17 protein-coding genes and 2 pseudogenes are annotated in these 20,664 nt (G+C 52.5%); 10 read left to right on the top strand and 9 right to left on the bottom strand.

All coding sequences use genetic code 11. The annotated features are described in order from the left end of the window. Positions 1–64: 64 nt before the first annotated feature. The 4 genes and pseudogenes from APA10_RS15530 to APA10_RS01305 form a co-directional block, all read right to left on the bottom strand. Positions 65–1,746, bottom strand: a pseudogene (locus APA10_RS15530) (sensor histidine kinase). A gap of 101 nt (positions 1,747–1,847) precedes the next feature. After that, positions 1,848–2,060: a NepR family anti-sigma factor gene (locus APA10_RS15295; RefSeq protein WP_003624310.1), complete on the bottom strand. Its 213-nt coding sequence runs from the start codon at positions 2,058–2,060 to the stop codon at positions 1,848–1,850. A gap of 74 nt (positions 2,061–2,134) precedes the next feature. Further along, a complete protein-coding gene (locus tag APA10_RS01310; RefSeq protein ID WP_035367297.1) occupies positions 2,135–2,728 on the bottom strand; it encodes a sigma-70 family RNA polymerase sigma factor in 594 nt (197 codons plus the stop codon). Positions 2,729–2,834: 106 nt separating this feature from the next. Beyond that, positions 2,835–3,281, bottom strand: a complete 447-nt coding sequence (locus APA10_RS01305; protein ID WP_231111143.1) for a sigma-70 family RNA polymerase sigma factor — start codon at positions 3,279–3,281, stop codon at positions 2,835–2,837. A gap of 187 nt (positions 3,282–3,468) precedes the next feature. Between APA10_RS01305 and APA10_RS01300 the strand changes: the two genes are divergently transcribed. From APA10_RS01300 to treF, 3 genes are all read left to right on the top strand, one after another. After that, positions 3,469–4,245, top strand: a complete 777-nt coding sequence (locus tag APA10_RS01300; RefSeq protein WP_035367296.1) for a response regulator — start codon at positions 3,469–3,471, stop codon at positions 4,243–4,245. A 49-nt stretch (positions 4,246–4,294) separates the two neighbouring features. Next, positions 4,295–6,103, top strand: a complete 1,809-nt coding sequence (locus APA10_RS01295) for an ABC-F family ATP-binding cassette domain-containing protein (RefSeq protein WP_003629922.1) — start codon at positions 4,295–4,297, stop codon at positions 6,101–6,103. A 65-nt stretch (positions 6,104–6,168) separates the two neighbouring features. Next, positions 6,169–8,220 carry an alpha,alpha-trehalase TreF gene (gene treF, locus APA10_RS01290; protein WP_035365882.1) on the top strand — a complete coding sequence of 684 codons (2,052 nt, stop codon included), beginning with the start codon at positions 6,169–6,171 and terminating at the stop codon, positions 8,218–8,220. A gap of 15 nt (positions 8,221–8,235) precedes the next feature. Here treF and APA10_RS01285 read toward each other — a convergent pair whose 3' ends face one another. Then, positions 8,236–9,351, bottom strand: coding sequence for an S-(hydroxymethyl)glutathione dehydrogenase/class III alcohol dehydrogenase (locus tag APA10_RS01285; RefSeq protein WP_035367295.1), 1,116 nt, complete (start codon positions 9,349–9,351; stop codon positions 8,236–8,238). A gap of 214 nt (positions 9,352–9,565) precedes the next feature. Between APA10_RS01285 and APA10_RS01280 the strand changes: the two genes are divergently transcribed. Further along, on the top strand, positions 9,566–9,907 hold the full coding sequence (locus tag APA10_RS01280; protein WP_012812923.1) for a zinc ribbon domain-containing protein YjdM: 342 nt from the start codon (positions 9,566–9,568) through the stop codon (positions 9,905–9,907). A 60-nt stretch (positions 9,908–9,967) separates the two neighbouring features. Here APA10_RS01280 and APA10_RS01275 read toward each other — a convergent pair whose 3' ends face one another. Continuing rightward, a complete protein-coding gene (locus tag APA10_RS01275; RefSeq protein ID WP_035367294.1) occupies positions 9,968–11,272 on the bottom strand; it encodes an aromatic amino acid transport family protein in 1,305 nt (434 codons plus the stop codon). 225 nt (positions 11,273–11,497) lie between these two features. Here APA10_RS01275 and APA10_RS01270 point away from each other — a divergent pair, with 225 nt between their 5' ends. Both APA10_RS01270 and APA10_RS01265 read left to right on the top strand, forming a co-directional pair. Next, positions 11,498–12,421 carry a ketopantoate reductase family protein gene (locus APA10_RS01270; RefSeq protein ID WP_003630913.1) on the top strand — a complete coding sequence of 308 codons (924 nt, stop codon included), beginning with the start codon at positions 11,498–11,500 and terminating at the stop codon, positions 12,419–12,421. Between the two features lie 7 nt (positions 12,422–12,428). Next, entirely contained in the window at positions 12,429–13,304 is an 876-nt protein-coding gene (locus APA10_RS01265) for a PhzF family phenazine biosynthesis protein (protein ID WP_003630915.1), read from the top strand. 29 nt (positions 13,305–13,333) lie between these two features. Here the strand turns inward: APA10_RS01265 and APA10_RS01260 are convergent, their stop codons facing one another. Further along, on the bottom strand, positions 13,334–14,704 hold the full coding sequence (locus APA10_RS01260; protein WP_003630916.1) for an amidohydrolase family protein: 1,371 nt from the start codon (positions 14,702–14,704) through the stop codon (positions 13,334–13,336). Further along, positions 14,701–15,714, bottom strand: a complete 1,014-nt coding sequence (locus tag APA10_RS01255; protein WP_003630918.1) for an ABC transporter substrate-binding protein — start codon at positions 15,712–15,714, stop codon at positions 14,701–14,703. Before APA10_RS01255 ends, APA10_RS01260 begins: the two co-directional genes overlap by 4 nt. A gap of 148 nt (positions 15,715–15,862) precedes the next feature. On the opposite strand from APA10_RS01255, the gene APA10_RS01250 reads away from it, so the two are divergent. The 4 genes from APA10_RS01250 to APA10_RS01235 all read left to right on the top strand — a co-directional run bounded on the left by APA10_RS01250 (position 15,863) and on the right by APA10_RS01235 (position 19,235). After that, positions 15,863–16,393, top strand: coding sequence for a DUF2165 family protein (locus APA10_RS01250; protein WP_003624328.1), 531 nt, complete (start codon positions 15,863–15,865; stop codon positions 16,391–16,393). A gap of 36 nt (positions 16,394–16,429) precedes the next feature. Next, positions 16,430–17,221 carry an ABC transporter ATP-binding protein gene (locus APA10_RS01245; protein WP_003630919.1) on the top strand — a complete coding sequence of 264 codons (792 nt, stop codon included), beginning with the start codon at positions 16,430–16,432 and terminating at the stop codon, positions 17,219–17,221. 3 nt (positions 17,222–17,224) lie between these two features. Next, positions 17,225–17,992 (top strand): ABC transporter permease, encoded by a 768-nt coding sequence (locus APA10_RS01240; protein ID WP_003630920.1) that lies wholly within the window; start codon positions 17,225–17,227, stop codon positions 17,990–17,992. A 130-nt stretch (positions 17,993–18,122) separates the two neighbouring features. Next, a complete protein-coding gene (locus APA10_RS01235; RefSeq protein ID WP_003624331.1) occupies positions 18,123–19,235 on the top strand; it encodes an isopenicillin N synthase family dioxygenase in 1,113 nt (370 codons plus the stop codon). Positions 19,236–19,255: 20 nt separating this feature from the next. Here the strand turns inward: APA10_RS01235 and APA10_RS01230 are convergent. Beyond that, positions 19,256–20,629: pseudogene (locus APA10_RS01230) on the bottom strand (8-oxoguanine deaminase). Positions 20,630–20,664: the final 35 nt, after the last annotated feature.

The raw sequence follows: 20,664 nt of genomic DNA, 5'->3' as shown, positions 1-20,664 counted from the left end.
AAGACGCAAACAGTTTAGAAAGCCATCCCCTGCTGCAATCTGGGCATAGCGTACATTTTTTGCCTTATTTTCTGGGTTCTGGCGGGGTTTCTGGCAGGCGCATTACCAACGTATATTGCACGCCGCCTTCCCCTTTATACGTAAGCGTTGCTTTAAGCTGGCGCGCAAATGCGTGAATGAGTTTAAGGCCAATGCCTTGATGTACAGGCGGATCTTCCCACGCACACCCCACCCCGTTATCTCCAACCTGAAGGGTAAGCTGCCCGTGGCTACGATGCAGGCGCACAAAAATGGTGCCTTTCTGCCCATCAGGGAAAGCATATTTAATGGAGTTGGTGATAATTTCTGTAACAATAAGGGCGAGAGGCACAGCCTGATCGGGGTCCATCCAAAAACTGTCTGAAACCACATCCAACGTCATACGCCCGAATTCAGATTCTCCGGCGATGTGAAGCGTTTGCTCACAAAGCTCTTGCAGAAAGACAGCCATGTTCAGGCTGTTCAGGGCATCTTCTGCGTAAAGTGTCCGATGCAGTGTTGCTAGTGCGCGAATTCTATCACGCGCGAGGGCAAATTCTGCCCGCACCTCCGGGTGTTCAATCTGGTTAGCCTGCAAGTTGAGCAAGGAGGCTACAATCTGGAGATTGTTCTTAACGCGGTGGTGCACTTCCTTCATCAACAGTTGCTGATGTGCCATTGCTTTTTTAAGCCGCGCTTCATGGCGGGAAAGGCGGCGTGTTGCACGCGTAAAAGCCTGCCCAAGGCGCTGGAGTTCAAGCGGCATGGAACGGGTGATGCGTGCATCAAAAATCCCTTCCATTTGCCATTTCTGTACAGAGTATGTGAGGCGGCGTAATGGGCCTATCAACACAATATTGGCCGCCAAGGTAACGGCAACCAGCCCGATAACCAGCAGCAACACCAGCCCTACAATTTGCAGGATCATGGTATGCAGGGCGTCAGATTCCATGGATGTGCGCTGGGTGGACACCAGAATATCTGCTCCCCCCGCAATGGCGCCCAAAGCATAGCCCCCCAGCCCGGTGGGGAGTGTGATAATGCTGCGCTCGCTGTTTTCCAGCGCGTTCTTGAGTTCATGCACGATGGAAGGTGGTGGAGATTGCCACCCGCAATCTGAACATACAGGCAACAACTGTCCATTATGCATGAGCAGCCATGCCTGTATGGGGTTGTCATCTTCTGCAAAAACCTGCCAGCCGGAGGCGCTACCAAGTACGCCCTTTGCCGGGATATCTGGAGAATACCCATCAGATAGCCATGTGCTTCAGGAAGAGCCAAAAAACCTGCGGGCACGGTAATGCGCAAAAAAGCACCACCTTCCCCCGGTCCGCCGCTGGTCTGCACAGCTTCGAGTAATGTGGAATGCACATCCGTTGGTGTAGAAAGCGCCCCTACCTCCGCACATCCCCGCCCTTGGGGGGAAACGGATTGTATGGGTTTGCCTTCATCATCCAGCACAGAAAGAAAGCAGTAGCGCTGCCCACTAATGGTTTCCATAAGCCGGAGGGCGTGCACGATCTGATCGGGCGTCAGATCCATATGGCCTATGGTTTCTAGGGCGCTCCGTAATCTGTCTGTATCGTGGCGGAATTGCAGGTCCAGCCGCATAATGGCGTTGCCAGCACGCTGTGCGCTGCCAAGGGTAACCTCGCGGTAATTGTGCAGAGCCAGTACGGCACCAATAGCAATAACAGGAACAGCCGAAAGGCAGATCAGCAGCCGCATGCGTGCGCTTGTCGTGCTGAAAATGCGCCCCAAACCAGACAGAAGGGAGGCCGCTACCCGGTTTGCAGGGCCTTCCCCTCGCCCACTAATATGCAAAGTGCTTAATCCTGTTTTTCTCGATCTTCCTGAATAAGCTTAAGCAGTTCTTCAGGCACGGGTTCATTCACAACGTTATCGAACATCTGGTGCAGGCCACGCTTCAGCCATAGGTCAAAAGCTTTATCCCGCTTTTTTTTCGGCTTTCGGGAGTGGGCGTCGTCTCTCCTTTTTCCCATCCTGAACTCCGGTTTCTGCCATGCCATCCATCCGGGCATGGCCTGTTGAGTGCTGTGTTTGCACGACTCTGCGGGCTTTGGGTCCCTAACATCAGTATCGTACGCCATTGCGTTTATGCCGTCTGCTGTGCGTTACGCGTTGTGTTACGGGCCGTGCGGGTTTTCCGTCGAGTGGAAGAAGCTCTGGTGGTGGTTTCTGCGCCTGCTTTGCCAGAAACACCGCCTTCTTCTTCCCCCATCAGCCAGACTTCCAGCTGTCGGCGTGCCCGAAAGACCCGGCTTTTTGCTGTACCCACAGCGCATCCGGCAACGTCTGCTAACTCTTGATAGCTCATCCCCTCCAGAACCCCCAACACCAGAGCTTCCCGCTGGTCGTCTGGCAGCCGTGCAAGCGCTGCATCCAGTTCTTTCAGGGCCAGCCTGTCCTCATGTCGTCCACTCACTGACAACAGGGATTGAGGCGTATCATCAATGTTCCCGACTTCGCGCTTTTTGCGGAGGTCAGAGATAAAACGGTTACGCAGAATACGGTGCATCCATGCGGCAAAATTGGTGCCCATGACAAAACTGTCCTGCGCCGCCAGAGCATTGCACACAGTATCCTGCACAAGATCTTCGGCCACAGAACGATTGCGGGTGAGCGCTAATGCCTGCACGCGCAGTTTGGGGAGGATAGCGATAACCTGATCATGGAAAGAGGCTGTCATTTTTGTGTTCTCCGCCTTGTGGATCTCTTACCCCTTCAATGTTCGGCGGAGTGGAAAGGTTACATTCAAAAACAAGCGAGTGTTCACGAAAACGAGAGCGCCAGATTTACGAGCCTTCCGGGCCGTTTTGTTTATCCTGCGTGGCCATGACTTTCTTGAGCGCGGCCCGTGCGCGCGAAACACGGGCCTTCATGGTGCCCACTTCCACCTCACATATTTCCGCGGCTTCTGCGTATGTCAGCTCCTGCGCGCCAACAAGCACCAGAGCCTCCCGCAGAAGTGGAGATATCTGCCACAACAGGCTTTCAAGCTCCTGCATTTCGGTTTGCGTGTGCGGAGACGATTCGGCTGTGGAGGCAGGCTGGTGGCCGTAATCTTCCAGCGCAATGCGCTCTCTGCGCCCGCGGCGGTGCTGCTCCAAAAAAAGATTGCGCAAAATGGCAAAGCACCACGCCCGTAGGTTTGTGCCGGGTGTAAAGTCATCTGCCTTGTCCAGAGCACGCACAATTGTATCCTGCACCAGATCATCGGCAATGGCGGAATCACGCGCCAGAAAGCGTGCAAACCCACGTAATGCAGGGATAATTGCAAGAAGTTCTGTGCGAAACGTGCGCCGCGTGGCAACATGGGTGGAATGTGGAGTGCGAGTCAGGATAAATCCCCTTTCCGGAAAGCCGGTGCGCGTGCATCATCGCGTTCTCGCATGTTTTTGTCATGACCCATTATGAAGGAGACTTGCCATGTCAGAGTCGCTGCGTGACGGCCTGATCCGGGCCCTCCCTTATGGCAGACGTTACGCGCGGGCGCTGACAGGCAGCCAACCAGAAGGTGATCTGCTGGTGGCCGAAAGCCTGCGCGGCCTTTCTGCGCAACGGCTGAAGGAAGGCTTTACACCCCTTTATCAGCTCTATGAGGCAATTTCAGGGCTATTTTCTCGTAAAGGGTTTGCTGCGGAATATGATGTTGCAGGGTTTGCTGCGGAATATGATGTTGCAGGGCTTTCTGTAACACAGCGCCAGCTTTTGCTGCTGATCACGCTGGAGGAAGTGCCGGTTGAAATGGCCGCACGCATTACAGGCGTATCCACCAAACAGGCAGAGCAGGAACTGGAAGACGCACAGGGCCGCCTGCACAAGAATGTGCAGACATCCGTGCTGATTATTGAAGATGAACCCATTATTGCCATGGATATCGAACAGCTTGTGCTGCAATGCGGGCATCAGGTTGCAGGCATAGCCCATACACAGGCCGATGCAGTAAAATTGGCCAGAGAAACCAAGCCGGGGCTTATTCTGGCAGATATTAACCTTGGGCCGGGCGGAGATGGCATACAGGCGGTGGCAGAAATTACCTCCTCCTTCAATGTGCCGGTTATTTACGTAACAGCGTACCCCGAACGGTTGCTGACTGGGGAAACCATGGAACCCAGTTTTGTAATTACCAAGCCGTTTGACCCCCTCACGCTTGCCGTAGCCACGTATCAGGCCGTTAGTAGCGCACGTACACAGGCTGTGTAACTAACGGGCCTTCATTGCTCTTTCATAACTCGGATTATCTTTTCTAAGCATGGCGCATCCTCCTTTACTCCACCTTCAGGACATCACTCTTACACTGGGGGGGAACCCACTTCTGGATGGCGCGGGCTTTGCCGTTGGGCGGGGTGAACGCCTGTGCCTTGTGGGCAGAAACGGATCGGGTAAGTCCACTCTCCTTAAAATTGCGGCTGGCGTTATTCAGCCGGATTCAGGTTCTGTTTTTGTGCAGCCCGGTGCCTCCCTGCGCTATCTGCCGCAGGAGCCGGATTTAACGGCCTATGCCACAACGGCAGATTACGTGGTGGACCAGATTGGAGACCCGGATATGGCATGGCGTGCTGCGCCATTGCTGGATGCGCTGGGGCTGACAGGCAAGGAAAACACGCAAAACCTATCCGGTGGTGAAGGCCGGCGCTGCGCCATTGCCGGGGTGTTGGCGGCTGCCCCAGATGTGCTGCTGCTGGATGAACCTACAAACCATCTGGACATGCCCACCATTGAATGGCTGGAGCGCGAACTGCTGAGCCTTGGCTGTGCCATGGTGATTATCAGCCATGATAGACGGCTGCTTTCCACTCTTTCACGGTCTGTCGTGTGGCTGGATCGGGGCGTAACCCGCAGGCTTGATGAAGGCTTTGGACGGTTTGAAGTCTGGCGTGAAGAGGTTCTGGAACAGGAAGAGCGCGATGCGCACAAGCTGGACCGGCAGATTGCGCGGGAAGAAGACTGGATGCGTTATGGTGTTACGGCACGCCGTAAACGTAACGTGCGCCGTGTGCGAGAACTGGCAGATTTGCGCACAGCCCGTAAGGAGGCCATTCGCGCCCCCGGCACCCTCACCCTAAACACGCAGGCTGCCGCAACATCCAGCAAGCTGGTGGCTGTGGCCGAAGATATCAGCAAGGCTTGGGGTGAAAAACAGGTGGTCCGCCATCTGGACCTGCGTATCCTGCGTGGAGACCGGCTGGGTATTGTGGGTGCCAACGGTGCAGGCAAAACCACATTGCTGCGTATGCTTACAGGGCTGGATCAACCCGATAGTGGCACAATCTCACTCGGCCCTTCCCTCAACATGGTTACGCTGGACCAGCAGCGCCGGAGCCTGAACCCGGAACGTACCTTGGCTGATACCCTGACCGAAGGCGGCGGCGACATGGTGCAGGTTGGCACGGAAAAGCGCCACGTTATTGGGTATATGAAAGACTTTCTCTTTCGGCCCGAACAGGCGCGCACCCCGGTAAGTGCCCTTTCTGGCGGGGAACGCGGGCGTTTGATGTTGGCCTGCGCTTTGGCCAAACCCTCCAACCTGCTGGTGCTGGACGAACCGACGAACGATCTGGACTTGGAAACACTGGATATCTTGCAGGATATGCTGGCCAGTTATGAAGGCACAGTGCTGCTTGTAAGCCATGATCGTGATTTTCTGGATCGGGTGGCCACATCTGTTCTGGCAACGGAGGGAGATGGCAACTGGATAGAATATGCCGGTGGCTACAGTGATATGCTGGCCCAACGGAACCAGAAACCCCTTACAACTGCTGCCGTGGTGGAAAATGAACCTGCCAAACCCAAGGATGCAGCTCCAGCACGCGGTCCATCCAAAAAGCTGAGTTATAAGGACCAGTTCGCGCTGGATAATCTGCCCAAGGAAATGGAAAAGCTGGAAGCGCAGGCCACAACCCTGCGTGAAAAACTGGCAGACCCAGATCTGTACGGAAAAAATCCGGCGCAGTTTGAAAAAATTTCGGCCGATTTGCAAAAGGTGGAAACCAAGCTGGCTGAATCTGAAGAACGCTGGTTGGAACTGGAAATGAAGCGCGAGGCCCTGCAGGCAGACTAAGGGCTGGCGTATTTTTCAACCATCTTCGACTTGCAGGCAGGCAGTGGCAGTGCCTATGTTTTGGTATGCCCTGTTTTACTGGTTCTCTTTATAAGCGCACTCTTCCTGTATGTAGTGTGGCGCTTCTTGCCCTCCTCACCGCAGCGCCAGTGGCGTATGCGCAGGATACACCTGCCGCTGCGGATGCCGAAGGCGCGCAACCATTGCTCAGTCTGGTGCCTTTACCGCCGGGGAGCGTGCAGCCAGAAGCCCCAAAGCCGGAGGGGCCGAAAGCGCCAGAAGTTATGGCCAAAAGCAAGAGTGACACGCCAGCAGTGGTGGAACAGGATATCCGTCCCCCTTCCATTGCGTTTGATGGGCTTTTTGCGGCCATCCATCAAACACGCATGTTTACAGACCCCAAAGTGGTTTCAGACATTGTGCCCGATCGCTCTCCTACAGATCTGGTGGCGCTCTGGAAGCAGGAAAAAGACAAGCCGGGCTTTAACCTCAAAGACTTTGTAACAGACCATTTTACCATCCCGGCCCTGCGGTCTGCCGCCTATACGCGCAAGCCCGATGAAAGCGTGCGGGATTATATTTCCGGCATGTGGGATGTGCTTACGCGAGACCCGGACGTGGCTATGTCATGGTCTACCCTGCTGCCCCTGCCCTATAAATATATTGTTCCCGGTGGGCGGTTTGCAGAGATATATTACTGGGACAGCTACTTCACCATGATCGGCCTGTATGAGGATGATCATGTGGACCTCATGCGTGATATGGTGCGCGATATTGCATCGCTTATCAACACGTACGGGCATATGCCCAACGGCAACCGCACCTATTACCTCAGCCGTTCTGGGCTGCCGTTCTTTTCCCTTATGCTGGATTTGCTCGCCAGCCACGATGGGCAGATTGCCTATACCTCCTTCCTGCCTGAACTGCAGAAGGAATATGATTACTGGACATTAGGTGCAGCCAATCTGCCGCCGGGTATGGCACGGCACCATGTGGTGCGCCTACAAGATGGCACCCTGATGTTCCGCCATTGGGATACACGCAGCGCCCCGCGTGATGAAAGCTGGCCGCAGGATATGGCCACAGCGCAGGAAACAAGCCGCCCCTCTGGTGAAGTCTGGCGTGACTTGCGCGCCGCAGCAGAAAGCGGGTGGGATTTTTCATCCCGCTGGCTGGCTGATGGCAAAACGCTGACAACAATCCAGACCACCTCGCTGCTGACCATTGAGCTGAACTGTCTGATGGTACACTTGGATCAGACACTCTCTCATGCTTACGCGCTAAATGGTCAGGAAGATAAGGCGGCCTACTACGCGCAGCAGGCAGAAATTTTGCGTTCTGGCATCAACCGGTTTTTGTGGAACGAAAAACAGGGCGCCTATTTTGATTACAACTGGCGCACCGGGCGGCAGACGGACATTCTTTCCATTGCTACGTCCATGCCGCTGTTTCTGCATCAGGCCAGTGTTAATCAGGCTGATGCAGTGGCCGAAACGCTTAAAACACGCTTGCTGCATATAGGTGGCCTAACGGCAACCGAGCACCCAACAGGCCAGCAGTGGGATGCCCCAAATGGCTGGGCGCCGTTGGAATGGATGGCCGTTAAAGGGCTGGAACAATACGGGCATCATGAATTTGCGGCCGATATTGCACGCCGATGGATGGCCCGTGTGATTGGCACCTTTGAACGCAGCGGTGTGTTGCTGGAAAAATACGATGTTTCCGCCACCGAGATCAGCCCTACAGGTGGTAAAGGTGGTGGGGAATACCCCATGCAGATTGGCTTTGGTTGGACGAATGGCACCTTGGTGGGCTTTATGAACCGCTACCCGCAAAATACGCGGCAGGTCCTGGATAACAACCCGCTGGCGGATCAGCCTTCTCAGCAGCCCTTGCCACCGATTGATGCGTGGGATGCCAAAGGCCCGGAAATTCCGGTGGAAGAGCGTTCTCCTTTGCGGGGTGTGCCGCTGTCCTCCCTCAATATGGAGCAATTCAACAAGGATGATGATGGCGATGATGACGATGCGCCTGCGCAGGATGCCCCGCACAGCGCGCCATCATCAGAAAAGCCGGCTCAACATACTGATCAGCCAGAAAAACCAGACAATCAGTAAGCGCAGGCCGACACATTACGGAGTGTAGTGAATAACGCTCCGGATAGATTTGCCTTCGTGCATCAGATCAAACGCTGTGTTGATATCTTCTAGCGGCATGGTGTGCGTTACAAACGGGGCCAGCTCAATTTTGCCTGCCATGGCATCTTCCACCATGCCGGGCAGCTGAGTACGGCCCTTAACGCCGCCAAACGCCGTGCCTTTCCATGTACGCCCCGTTACCAATTGGAACGGACGGGTGGAAATTTCCTTTCCTGCGCCAGCCACGCCAATAATAACGGACTGCCCCCAGCCACGGTGTGCACACTCCAAGGCTGCGCGCATAACTTCTACGTTGCCGATACATTCAAAGCTGTGGTCCACACCCCAGCCTGTCATTTCAATAATGACCTGCTGAATTGGGGCCTCGTAATCCTTGGGGTTGATAAAATCTGTGGCTCCAAAAGCCTTGGCCAGTTCAAACTTGTCCGGGTTGGTATCAATGGCAAAAATACGCCCGGCCTTGGCTTGTCGGGCTCCTTGAATAACGGCCAGCCCGATACCGCCCAAGCCAAAAACAGCTACGGAATCTCCTTCCTGCACTTTGGCCGTGTTGTGTACGGCCCCAATACCAGTGGTAACCCCACAGCCCAGCAGGCAAACATGCTCTGGGTTGGATTGGGGGTTGATTTTGGCCAGAGAAACCTCGGCAACCACAGTGTATTCACTAAAGGTGGAGCACCCCATGTAGTGGTAAAGCGGCTGGCTTTTGTAGGAAAAGCGGCTGGTGCCATCGGGCATCACGCCTTTGCCCTGTGTGGCACGTACGGCAATGCACAGGTTGGTTTTGCCAGAGGTGCAGAATTCGCACTTACCGCATTCTGCCGTGTATAGCGGAATAACGTGGTCTCCCGGCTTAACGCTGGTAACGCCTTCGCCCACTTCCATCACAATGCCCGCGCCTTCATGCCCCAGCACAACGGGAAAAAGCCCTTCCGGGTCTTGGCCAGAAAGAGTGAAGGCATCTGTATGGCAAACGCCAGTGTTCAGAATTTTAACTAGAACTTCCCCGGCCTGTGGGGGGGCTACATCAATTTCAACAATTTCCAGAGGCTGGCCCGGTTTGAATGCAACTGCGGCGCGTGATTTCATGAAAACCTTCTCCTGTTCCTCAAGGCTGGCAATAATCTGCCATATCCGCTTGCCGGTTGATATTGAGAGTTCGGGGTTAAGGCATCACAATTTCCCTCAAACATAAACATCATGGTATTTCGCGTTCTCCATCATAAATGGTATTTATCAAAAACGCCTTCTGCCCTGCCCTTCAGGTTCAGGATTTCAGACGGAGAAATTAAAGGATGAGAAAATGAAGTGCCCTTCTTGTGGTTCCGAGTATCCCTATCATGATGGAAATTTATGGGTTTGCCCGGAATGTGCCCATGAATGGAATGAAGAAACCCAAGCGGATACTGCCGGAGCGGAAGATTCATCTGTTGTGCGGGATGCCAACGGAAACCAGCTTGCTGATGGTGATACGGTAACGGTGCTGAAAGACCTGAAAATTAAAGGCTCTTCACAGGCTGTTAAAGGCGGCACCAAGGTCAAGAACATTCGGCTGGTGGATGCGGGCGATGGCCACAACATTGCCTGTAAGATCGCTGGTTTTGGTGCGATGAACCTGAAATCGGAATTTGTGAAAAAATCCTGATCCCTTACACAGAGGGCGTATTTTCAAACATGCGCCCTCTGGTTTGTTAGGCTGTGTTTTTTACATCCACGCCAAAAAGGGTGAGATGCACAACAGAATGCCTATCAGGGTAATAAATATTAGGCTGGGTTTGCGATATTTGCGCAGATCTGGCGTTTTAATTACCAACCAAACAGGTAACAGGCAGCCAATAATACCAAAAATCGGGCTGCTGAATGTTGTAAAAGACAACACCGGCAAGTTGGCAACCACCGCGCCCCATGAAAGCAGAATGGCAAACACCATAACGCCGTATTGAACCCAGTTGCGGTGCAAATGTCCGGGTTTAACCCAATGCCCAAGCATGGAACTGAAAATACCTACGCTGGCTTCTCTAAAGCCAAGGTACACCCCAAAAAATGCTGTCATAACGGCAAAAAGGTTCAGAATAACGCCAATCAGGCTAATGGAACTTGCCGGAAACACCTGCGCGATAATGGCCAAAGCAGAAATGTTCTGCTGATACGCGGCAATGGCGTCACTCGGCTTCATGGCCAGGGTAAAGGAAATGGCGTAGAAAAAGACCGTTACAAACAGAATTGCAAAAGCAATGTTCATGGCGCGCAAGGCCTTGAAACGCGCCACTTCTGGGGATTTTTCCCGCGCCCGGTAGGAAATGACCATAGGGCTAAGGGTTTGAATAAACAAAATGGACGTAAGCGTAAAAGGCAGCGTGATAACCGCTTTTGTTATCAGTGTGCCAACAGGCGGTAATGCGCCAAGATTAGCGGTGTTCCAGCGTGGGATCATGAAAACACCCATGGCCGCCACAATCAGCAGCTTGGTAATGACCATGAAGGAAGACATGCGGAACAGCAGCTTTTCCCCGCGAGATGCCAAAGCTACCAGAACGGTTAGTAGAATAAGAGGATACCACGCATAATTGGAAAGCAGATGTTGCGTTATGCCAAAGCTGTGCAGGTAAGATGCGCTATCTCGCGTAATGGCGGTGGCATATACAAACATCCATATAACCAGCATGACAAAATACAGCGCACCCAGCAAAGTGCCCCAGCCCCGGCCCAGATAGCTGGAGATCATATCCGGGTAAGTCTGGCTTACGCGCGCAGAGGCCAATGTGTTGATAAACAACCGCTGAAACAGATACATACCCGGGTAGCCAACAACAGCGGACAGCAGAAAAACCCATACGCCCATCAGCCCTACCTGAACGGGCAGAAACACAATGCCCGCACCAATGGCCATGCCAATGCTCATGACAATCCAGCCGATATCTGTGCCATCAAACCGGGTGGCTTCTTTCCATTGTTGGGGAGAAAGCGTATCGGTTCCGGCGTTTAATGTGCGCGTATCTGGGGGCTGCATAAATATTTGTTTCCGTACATCTAGGTGATCTCATTTATAGAACGAGTAGATTGAGAGAACCTATAAAACAACAAAAATTATGTAATCCGATAATTTAACGAATTAAAATAGTTAATATATTTTTTCCAAGTTCGATCTGCTTACAGCAGATACGCTTAATTTTAGCGCCACGTATGTTATGGAGCATTTTTAGGCATCACTCCAAGCAGCATAGTTTTTATAAAAATGAGCACACAGCTTTTTTCAAATACCAAAACTATTGCTCTTATCGGGGCGGGTTCCGTTGGGCTTTGCCTGGGGGCAGCTTTTGCAGGTGCCGGATGGCAGGTTGTGGTGTGTGGAGCGCGGACCCAGTTTCCTCAAATTGAAGAAACCGAAGGAACAGATACGAATACATACCCCATTCGGCATGCAGCCACACCGGCAGATATTGGCCCTTGTGATGCCGCTATTCTGGCAGTGAAATCTCATCAAACCCAAGATGTATCCGTTTGGTTGCGGGCGTTTAACCGGGCTAGCGTCACTCTTCTGATTGCGCAAAACGGGCTTGGGCAAAAAGAGCGTGTGGTAGCTTACGCGCTACAGGCCAATATTCTGCCAGCTATTGTTTACTTCAACGCGCAACGCGTTGCCCCCGGCAAGGTTACGTTAAAGCGTATTGGCGCGCAGGATTTATGCCTGCCAGATGGTGCGGCAGCTCAATATTTTGCGGATGTTCTGCAAAAAGGAAATATGCGGGTTCAGACAACAGCAGATATCACCACTGCGCTGTGGTTGAAATTGCTGGCAAACATTACGGCCAACCCCATTACCACGCTTACAGGCCGTCGTACGGGTGTGATGCAGAATGGCACCATTCAGGCCGTCGCACGGCAGATTATGGCCGAAGCCGTAAAGGTTGGGCAAGCCGAAGGTGCAAAACTGACTGCGCAGCATGTAGAGGATATTCTTTTATGGCTGCAAACCATACCGGCAGAGAGTGCCACATCCATGTTGCAGGATCGCCAAGCCGGGCGAGAGTTGGAATATGAAGCTTTAACCGGTTACGTTGTAAAAGCGGCAGAAAAACATGGGATTGATGTTCCACTGAACTATCTGATTTTATCTCTGTTATCTTCTATCCACCCCGCAGATTTCGGAAAGGCATAACAGCATCATGAAACGTGCGTACAAAGTTGTAGATGTTTTTACAAAAACGCCTCTGCTGGGTAACCCGGTAGCTGTTGTGCTGGATGCGGATGGGCTGGATACCAAAACCATGCAGGCCATTGCGAGCTGGACAAATCTGTCTGAAACCACATTTCTGCTGCCCCCCACAAACCCGCAGGCCGATTACAGGTTACGTATATTTACCCCTAAGCACGAGCTTCCGTTTGCGGGGCACCCTACCCTTGGCAGCGCGCATGCCGCTCTGGAAGCCGGGCGCGCTGTGCCTCGCAATGGTGTGCTGGTGCAGGAATGTGGCGTTGGGCTTGTAGAACTGGCTGTAGAGGGAGATGGCGCAAACAGAACGCTTTCTTTTGCCGTGCCACCAGCAAAGCTTACCCCGTTAAACCCAGCCCAGATTGAAAGGCTGGAAGGTATTCTGGGCGCAACAGTTGAGCGTAAAATTACCCCCATGATTGTAGATATGGGGGTTGTCTGGATTGTTGCGCAGCTTTCCAGCGCGCCCAAGGTGCTGGCCCTGCGCCCGGATTTCGGGCGCTCTGCGGCATTTGAGCACAGCCTTGGTGCAACCGGCATTACAGTTTTTGGGCCGCATGAAACAGATGATGCGCAAATAGAAGTGCGCTCTTTTGCTTGCTCTCAAGGTGTGCAGGAAGATCCTGTTTGTGGCAGCGGAAATGCCAGTGTGGCCGTATTCCGCCAGAAACTTGGCCTTCTTCCCAAAGGGCGCAGTGATTACACGGCTACACAAGGGCATTGCCTTGGGCGGGCTGGCCGCATTGCGGTGCATATTCACGCAGGCGATGGGCAAATAACCATTGGCGGCCAATGTGTAACGGCAGTGGGTGGCGTTTTAAAAACCTAATAGCAGCAGTTTTTAAAACACCTTTCTATTTACGCAGATACAGCTTGCGCCAGACGTTTTACAACTTGGCGCGAATGCTGCATGAGTTCTGGCACATCAATACCTTTTACCACGCCATCATACACAACAGGCTTACCTGCTTTGAGCACGTGCCGAACGCATGCAGCGCCAGAGGCGACTGGGGCTATCAGCGGATCTGCCAACCCGGCATGACGCGGATGGTTGATATCATGCACAACCAGATCTGCCACCATGCCCTCTGCAACGGATCCTATGTCTGGTAGCCCCAGAATGCGCGCTCCTTCGTGCGAACTCCAGCGTACAATATCCTCGCAACGTACGGCATCTGCGCCATGCACAAAGCGGTGCAACAGCCATGCGGTGTGCATTTCTGCGCCCATATCGCAAGCCTCGTTTGAGGCCGCACCATCTACCGCCAGAGAAACACGCCCCCCAGCCTGTTCCAACGCCGGTGCAGGCGCTATGCCAGAACCCAGCCGCCCGTTGCTTTGCGGGCAATGGGCCATGCCTGTTTGGGTTTGGGCCAGAAGTGCTATTTCGCTGGCATCAAGGTGTACCAAATGGGCAAACCAGACATCCGGCCCCAGCCAGCCATGCTCCCCCACGAACTGAACTGGGCGCATGCCGTACACTTCGTTGCAGTATTTGACGTAATTTTCTGTTTCTGAAAGATGTGTGTGCAGGCCAATGCCCATGCTACGTGCGCCTTCCGCAAGGGCGCGCAGTTCATCCGGCGTTACGCCCCATGTTGGGGTGTTGGGCGCTATGGCAATGCGTCTGCTGCTGTCTGGTGCCGGATCATGATAGCGGCTGACCAGATCGCTCACACGCTTGAGCATTTCATCCAGCGTTTCTGTAGGGGCTGGAACAATTTCGTCCGTATCGAACTTACGGGTTCGCGTAGTGCCGCCACGGGCAAGCACCAGCCGCATCCCCAGCTTTTCTGCGGTTTCAAACAGCACAGCGGCAGGATCATACTGATAGCTGCGGGCGAACAGATAGTGATGATCCACCACCGTTGTGCAGCCAGATAGCAAAAGCTCCACCATGCCAACCTGGGCGGCAGTTTGCAGCGTATCTTCATCCAGATAGCGCCAGTATGTATTGGGCACCAGGCGTAGCCATTTTTCAAGCGGCGCGTTAATGGCTGATGGAATCCCCTTGAGCATGCTCTGAAAAAGATGGTGATGGGTAGAAACCAAACCCGGTGTAATCACCCCGCCTTTTGCATCCAGCACAGTATCCCCCGCCTGTTCGGGAATGTGCCCAATGCTGACAATACGCCCTGCCCGTATGCGGATATCTCCTGTACGCCGTTCCTGCAGCCTTTTCAGACCGGTGAGAATGCCAGATGCATTGCGAATAACCAGATCGTTCATGCGGGCATCACCTTGGCGCGGTCTGTAAATTTGGTTGTAAAGGCGGATTGCCAGTTTACGGTTTTATCCAGCAGATCATTATCCACCATGAACTGATAGGTTGCCTGCCAGCGGGCTTCTGTCATACAGCCTAACCCTAGTGTTTTTGTATCTCCGCCTTCCACCACGTTGGCTTTGGCCATGGCACTATGACCAAACATAATCTGCCCTTCTGTCATGCGTGGGTTGGCTTTGCGTATCAGGGCGTTACCGGGTTCTGGATCACGCATGTAATCCTGCCAGCCTAATAGGGAAGCGCGCACGAAGGCTTGCGTGGTGGCATCATTTTTGTCTGCAAATTCATGCGTGGTCAGCACTGGAGTGCCGTATGGTGGGTAGCCCAGATCTGCAAATGGAAAGAACTTTACAGGCACATTGCGCTGTTGGGCCTCGTAGGGTTCAGAGGATGCATAAGCCTGTACCGCCATTTCGGGGTCCAGAAAAAACGGTTGCAGATTAAAGGTATAGGGTTTTGCTTGCGCTGGGCTGTAACCAAACTTCTTGCACAACCACCCCCAATAGGACGCATGGGCCGGGCTGGAAATGAGAATGGGATGATTACGTAACTGGGTCAGATCTGTAATGTTATCGTGCGTCATCAACCCTTGCAGATCATGCTGGAAAGAAGACATGACGGTAAGCAGCGGCATGCCGCCCTGTATGCCGCGCAGGGTTTGAAAATCGTAACCTGTTACAAAATCTGCGCGGCTAGCCGCCAGTATCTGCATGGTGTTTACCTGCGGGCCGCCCATATCTATGTGTACATCCAGCCCTTCCTGCGCATAAAACCCTTTAGCCAGAGCCTGATAAAACCCGCCTACTTCTGCCTGCGCAAACCATGACAGCAACAGCCTGACCGGTGTTGCCGCCTGTGCACGTTTAAACGGCGTAAATGCTGCAACAGACGATGCCGCAGCAGCTGAAAGCAATGTTCGACGTGTAAGAGACATCCCGAATTCCTGCACTGGCATGATCTGTTTATTTCGTATTCGGTATGTTCATACAGAACGTGCGCATTTGGGAAGCTGTAAAATAGAGCACGCTTCATTGCTTTTTTTGTAACGATTTACCCCTTGATCTTCGCAGGATTGAATGGCCTAAACTGCATAAATCATTTCTATGCAGGAATGTTATATGCCGCGTCTCTCTGCTTTTTCTTCCCCAGTTGCTATTTCTCGGTTGGCTAAAACCGTCATGGTGGGAGCATTGGGTACGTTTGGCCTGATTGTCGCGCTGAATAACGTAACTGATTACAACTCAAACTTTCAGTTTGTGCGCCATGTTCTCAGCATGGATACAACATTCCGCGGCAACAGCCTGATGTGGCGGGCCATACCCCAACCTGTTCTGTGGCACCTGTTTTACGGCCTGATTATTCTGGGGGAAGCCTTAACCGGTCTGCTTTTTGCCATTGCAGCTTACCAGATGAGTGCGCGCCTTTGGGCTCCGGAAGATGCCTTTAAAACCGCAAAAAAGTTTGTGCCCGCAGCTACGGCTTTGGGGTTTCTGATCTGGTTTTTTGGTTTTTCTGTGGTGGGGGCCGAATGGTTTCTAATGTGGCAATCACAGGCATGGAACGGCCAGCAACCTGCATTCCGCTTTTTTCTGACCATGCTGGCTGTGTGCATTTACGTGCAGCAGCCCGAATAATCTCCTGCCTCTTCTTCTGCAAAGTTTGGATGGATCATGCAAGAAACCGTTATCAGCATTCAGTCTGCTGAAAAAACCTTTCCAAACGGTGTTCAGGGGCTGGCGCCTATTACCTTGGATATTCACCCCAAGGAACGTATTGGCCTGATTGGCCCTTCTGGGTGCGGCAAAAGCACGCTGCTGAAGCTGATTGCCAACTTACATCAACCTTCCTCCGGGTATTTGACCTGGTGGAACAAAGGTTTTGCAGAAGTCGGCAAGGAAAATCGTCGCCTGTCCTTTGTGTTTCAGGAACCCACACTTATGCCGTGGAGCACCGTACGCAAAAATGTGCGTTTGCCGTTAGATCTGGAGGGTATTTCTCCTGATGTGTCAGCGCCACGCGTGCAGCAGGCGCTGGAAATTGTAAGCTTGGCCCATGCGGCAGATCGCTTTCCTGCCCAGCTTTCGGGCGGGATGAAGATGCGTGTTTCCATTGCGCGGGCATTGGTCACGCGCCCTAACCTGCTTTTAATGGATGAACCCTTTGGCGCTTTGGATGAATTAACGCGCAACCGGCTGGATGAAGATATAGCCACCTTATGCGCCAAGGATGATCTTACCCTGTTGTTTGTAACACATTCTTTGTACGAGGCCGCTTTTCTTTCTACCCGTGTGATGGTTATGGCAGCGCATCCGGGCCGGATATTTGCCGAATATGAAATAGACCCAAGTATCCCCAGAAATGAGGAATTTCGCCTCAGCGATACATTTGCCACGATATGCCAGGATTTAAGCAAACTGCTTATTCAGGCATCTCAGTCTTCCCTTCTTGCAGAGGTGGCCTAACTTATGCCTGCCCGCCTGATATCCATTTTTGCCCCCCTTGCTGTAGGCATTCTGTTTTTGCTGTTGTGGCAGGGTATTTGTTATTTTTGGCACATTCCGCCTTATCTTATGCCTGCCCCTTCTGATATTGCACGTTCTCTGTTCAGCAATATCGATACACTGGGGCATGCGTTGTACAGTACGCTTACCGTTACATTAGCGGCGTTATGTGTATCTGTAGTTCTGGGTGTTCTGGTTGCTTTTGTGCTGGTGCAACATCCGCTTATTGAACGCAGCCTGATGCCCTATGTGGTGCTCATGCAGGTCACGCCTGTGGTGGCACTTGCTCCATTGATTATCATTTTAGTGAAAACAACGCTGCTGGCACTTGTTATCTGCGCCACGCTGATTGCTATTTTTCCTATTATTTCCAACACTTTACAAGGCCTTAAAAGTGTTGATCCGGGGCTGGAGGCGTTTTTCCGTATGCATAAAGCCTCGCGCCTCAAAACGCTTTTGCGCCTGCAAATACCCAGCGCTTTGCCCATGTTTATGGCAGGCTTGCAAATTTCCAGCGGTTTGGCTCTTGTCGGTGCTGTGGTGGCCGAGTTTGTGGCTGGCACAGGTGGCAATAGCGCCGGTTTGGCCTACGAGATTTTGCAGGCTGGATTCCAGATGGATATTCCACGCATGTTTGCTGCGCTGTTCATGATCACCCTTACCGGCCTTGCCCTTTATATGGCCACAAGTAGTATTAGAAAGCTTGTTTTGCATAACCGTGTTGAGCACTAAAAATAGAGTATTTGCCAACATCATTTTGTTGACTTATCGAAACATCAAGATCTATACTACAACAAGTGAGTAGAAGCGGTCGGAATAGAAATATTCTGGGCATTGCTCCACCATGTTGGTCTGATTCAGCATGGGGGAAGCTTTGGCCGCTAAAAAACATGCTTTCCCACATGCTGGTTTGCACCAACTGCTACGCCCTATGGGCCAGTTTGCAATTTGTGTGAGAAACGCCATGACCCTGAATACCAAAACCACCCCAGATTACCCTATGGAAGAGCTCAAGCGTGAGGCCACTATAGGCAGCATGGGTACAACCTCTGTCCGTTCTATCCCTGTTATTGATTTTTCAGACTATGAGAACAGGCGTGCCCAGATTGCAGATGATCTGTGGAATGCCGCAACTCAGGATGGGTTTTTTCAGGTTATCAATCACGGAATTTCGTTAGAAGATATTGATAACGCTTTTGCGGAAGCAAAAAGGTTTTTTGCTCTTCCTATGTCTGAAAAGGAAGTTTTTAAAAAGAAGCCCACCGTGAATGCAGGCTGGGAATATTGCTCTCAAGTAAGACCTTCCACCGGCACGCCGGATAACAAGGAATCTTACCAGATTACTTTGCCGGAAATGGATAATCTGTGGCCGGATGAGCAGGTTCTTCCCGGCTTTCAGGCAAAGCTTTTGCAATTTGAGGAAGATAACTGGCAGCTTGCCATGAAAATACTTTCCTGTTTTGCAGAAAAACTTGGGTTTGAAAAAGATTTCTTTGCAGAGTGCTGTAAAAGATCTTCTCCGGGGTATCAGTGCACCTTGCGTCTTATCCATTACATGAGCATGGAAAACGCCAAACCGGAAGATTTCAAGCAATGGCGTGCTGGTGCACATTCAGACTTTGATTGTCTGACACTCCTGCATCTGCGTGAAGGTGAAGGTGGCCTACAGCTTTGCCCAGGTAACGAAATTTCATCCAATGCATGGACAGAAGTCACCCCTGTGGCCGGTGCTGTCACCTGCAATATTGGTGATATGCTGATGCGTTGGAGCGATGATAAGCTAAAATCCACCCTCCACCGTGTGCGTATGCCGCAACCGGGCGAATATCTTGGCCCGCGTTTGTCTGTTCCCTTTTTCTGTCAGGCAAACCGGGAGGCTGTTATTGAAGGGCCAGAAGGTAAATACCCGCCAATTACAGCGGAAGACTACATCTACCAGCGCCTACATGCCAACTTTGTGCAAAAGCACAAGTAATGGGTGCGTATGGGGGAAGGTTAACTTCCCTCATACAGTTTTTGTGCCAGACGGTTATGCTGTTCTATAACCATACCCACATCCAGCTTTGTAAAATGGCCGTCCTATATCAGCACCTTGCCGTTCACCATATTAAAGGCAACGGAAGATGGGGTACAAAACACCAAGGCCGCTACCGGATCACTTAATGCGCCAGTATATTCCAGCTTGCGCATATCAAACGCAATAATATCGGCCGCTTTTCCTACCGTTAACTGGCCAATATCTGTGCGGCCCAGAACTCTGGCTCCTCCGCGCGTAGCTAAAGCCAATACATCACGCGCTTTGAGCATCATGGCTTGTTCATCCTGCGCAGATAACAGGCGGGAAACCAGCATGGCTTGCCGTGCTTCTGCCAGAATGCTTGCACCATCATTAGAGGCAGAGCCATCAACCCCTAGCCCAACAGGAATACCGTGCTGCTGCATGGCCCCAACAGGAGCAATGCCAGAGGCCAAGCGCATGTTGGAACAGGGGCAATGGGCTATTCCCGTGCCCGTTTGGCCAAAGCGGGCCATGCCTGCGGTGTCTAGTTTAACGCAATGGGCATGCCATACATCGGCACCAACCCAGCCAACATCTTCTGCATATTCTGCGGGTGTCTGGCCAAAGCGTTCCTTGCTGTAAGCCACGTCATGCTGGTTTTCGGCCAGATGTGTATGCAGCCGGGTGCCCGTATTGCGCGCCAACTCTGCCATATCACGCATAAGCTCAGGGCTGACAGAAAAAGGAGAACACGGTGCGCCGCCTACGGTTAGCATCGCCAGAGGTTCCGGGTCATGATACGTTTCAATCACGCGCAGCGTATCACGTAGGATGTCGGGTTCTTTTTCTACCAAACTATCCGGCGGCAGCCCCCCTGCGCTTTCTCCAACACTCATGCTGCCGCGGCAGGCATGAAAGCGCATACCCATTTCAAGCCCAGCCTCAATTTCATCATCAAGGCGGCAGCCGTTGGGGAAAAGGTAAAGATGATCACTGGTTGTGGTGCAACCAGACATCAGCAGTTCCGCCATGGCCGTGTGCGTGGAGGCCTTTATCATTTCTGGCGTAAGGCGTGCCCAAATGGGGTAAAGTGTTTGCAGCCATTGAAACAGGGAGGCGTCCTGAGCCTGCGGAATAACCCGTGTTAAGGACTGGTACATGTGGTGGTGAGTATTCACCATACCGGGCATAACCACATGGCCGGACATATCCAGCACTTCATCCGCAGGAGGATGCGGGTCCTCCATACCACCAAGGGCGACAATCTGCCGCCCTTCTGTCACGATCCACCCGTTTTTCAGCTCTTGCCTGGCATCATCCATCGTGACGAGGCACAGGGCATTTTTCAGCAAGTATCTACGTGACATCATAAAAACACCTAGCCCCTCCCTTTGTATCAAAGAGA

Origin of the sequence: Acetobacter pasteurianus subsp. pasteurianus LMG 1262 = NBRC 106471 (genome assembly GCF_000285275.1) — a bacterium.
Lineage (GTDB): Bacteria > Pseudomonadota > Alphaproteobacteria > Acetobacterales > Acetobacteraceae > Acetobacter > Acetobacter pasteurianus.
The sequence above is the reverse complement of the archived record's forward strand: the minus strand, read 5'-3'. Positions and strand labels throughout refer to the sequence as shown.

Excerpts from the sequence above, each read along its gene's own strand:
- APA10_RS15295 (WP_003624310.1), bottom strand. The coding sequence starts at position 2,060 with ATGCCCGGATGGATGGCATGGCAGAAACCGGAGTTCAGGATGGGAAAA.
- APA10_RS01310 (WP_035367297.1), bottom strand. The coding sequence starts at position 2,728 with ATGACAGCCTCTTTCCATGATCAGGTTATCGCTATCCTCCCCAAACTG.
- APA10_RS01300 (WP_035367296.1), top strand. The coding sequence starts at position 3,469 with ATGTCAGAGTCGCTGCGTGACGGCCTGATCCGGGCCCTCCCTTATGGC.
- APA10_RS01295 (WP_003629922.1), top strand. The coding sequence starts at position 4,295 with ATGGCGCATCCTCCTTTACTCCACCTTCAGGACATCACTCTTACACTG.
- treF (WP_035365882.1), top strand. The coding sequence starts at position 6,169 with ATGCCCTGTTTTACTGGTTCTCTTTATAAGCGCACTCTTCCTGTATGT.
- APA10_RS01285 (WP_035367295.1), bottom strand. The coding sequence starts at position 9,351 with ATGAAATCACGCGCCGCAGTTGCATTCAAACCGGGCCAGCCTCTGGAA.
- APA10_RS01280 (WP_012812923.1), top strand. The coding sequence starts at position 9,566 with ATGAAGTGCCCTTCTTGTGGTTCCGAGTATCCCTATCATGATGGAAAT.
- APA10_RS01275 (WP_035367294.1), bottom strand. The coding sequence starts at position 11,272 with ATGCAGCCCCCAGATACGCGCACATTAAACGCCGGAACCGATACGCTT.
- APA10_RS01270 (WP_003630913.1), top strand. The coding sequence starts at position 11,498 with ATGAGCACACAGCTTTTTTCAAATACCAAAACTATTGCTCTTATCGGG.
- APA10_RS01265 (WP_003630915.1), top strand. The coding sequence starts at position 12,429 with ATGAAACGTGCGTACAAAGTTGTAGATGTTTTTACAAAAACGCCTCTG.
- APA10_RS01260 (WP_003630916.1), bottom strand. The coding sequence starts at position 14,704 with ATGAACGATCTGGTTATTCGCAATGCATCTGGCATTCTCACCGGTCTG.
- APA10_RS01255 (WP_003630918.1), bottom strand. The coding sequence starts at position 15,714 with ATGCCAGTGCAGGAATTCGGGATGTCTCTTACACGTCGAACATTGCTT.
- APA10_RS01250 (WP_003624328.1), top strand. The coding sequence starts at position 15,863 with ATGCAGGAATGTTATATGCCGCGTCTCTCTGCTTTTTCTTCCCCAGTT.
- APA10_RS01245 (WP_003630919.1), top strand. The coding sequence starts at position 16,430 with ATGCAAGAAACCGTTATCAGCATTCAGTCTGCTGAAAAAACCTTTCCA.
- APA10_RS01240 (WP_003630920.1), top strand. The coding sequence starts at position 17,225 with ATGCCTGCCCGCCTGATATCCATTTTTGCCCCCCTTGCTGTAGGCATT.
- APA10_RS01235 (WP_003624331.1), top strand. The coding sequence starts at position 18,123 with ATGGGGGAAGCTTTGGCCGCTAAAAAACATGCTTTCCCACATGCTGGT.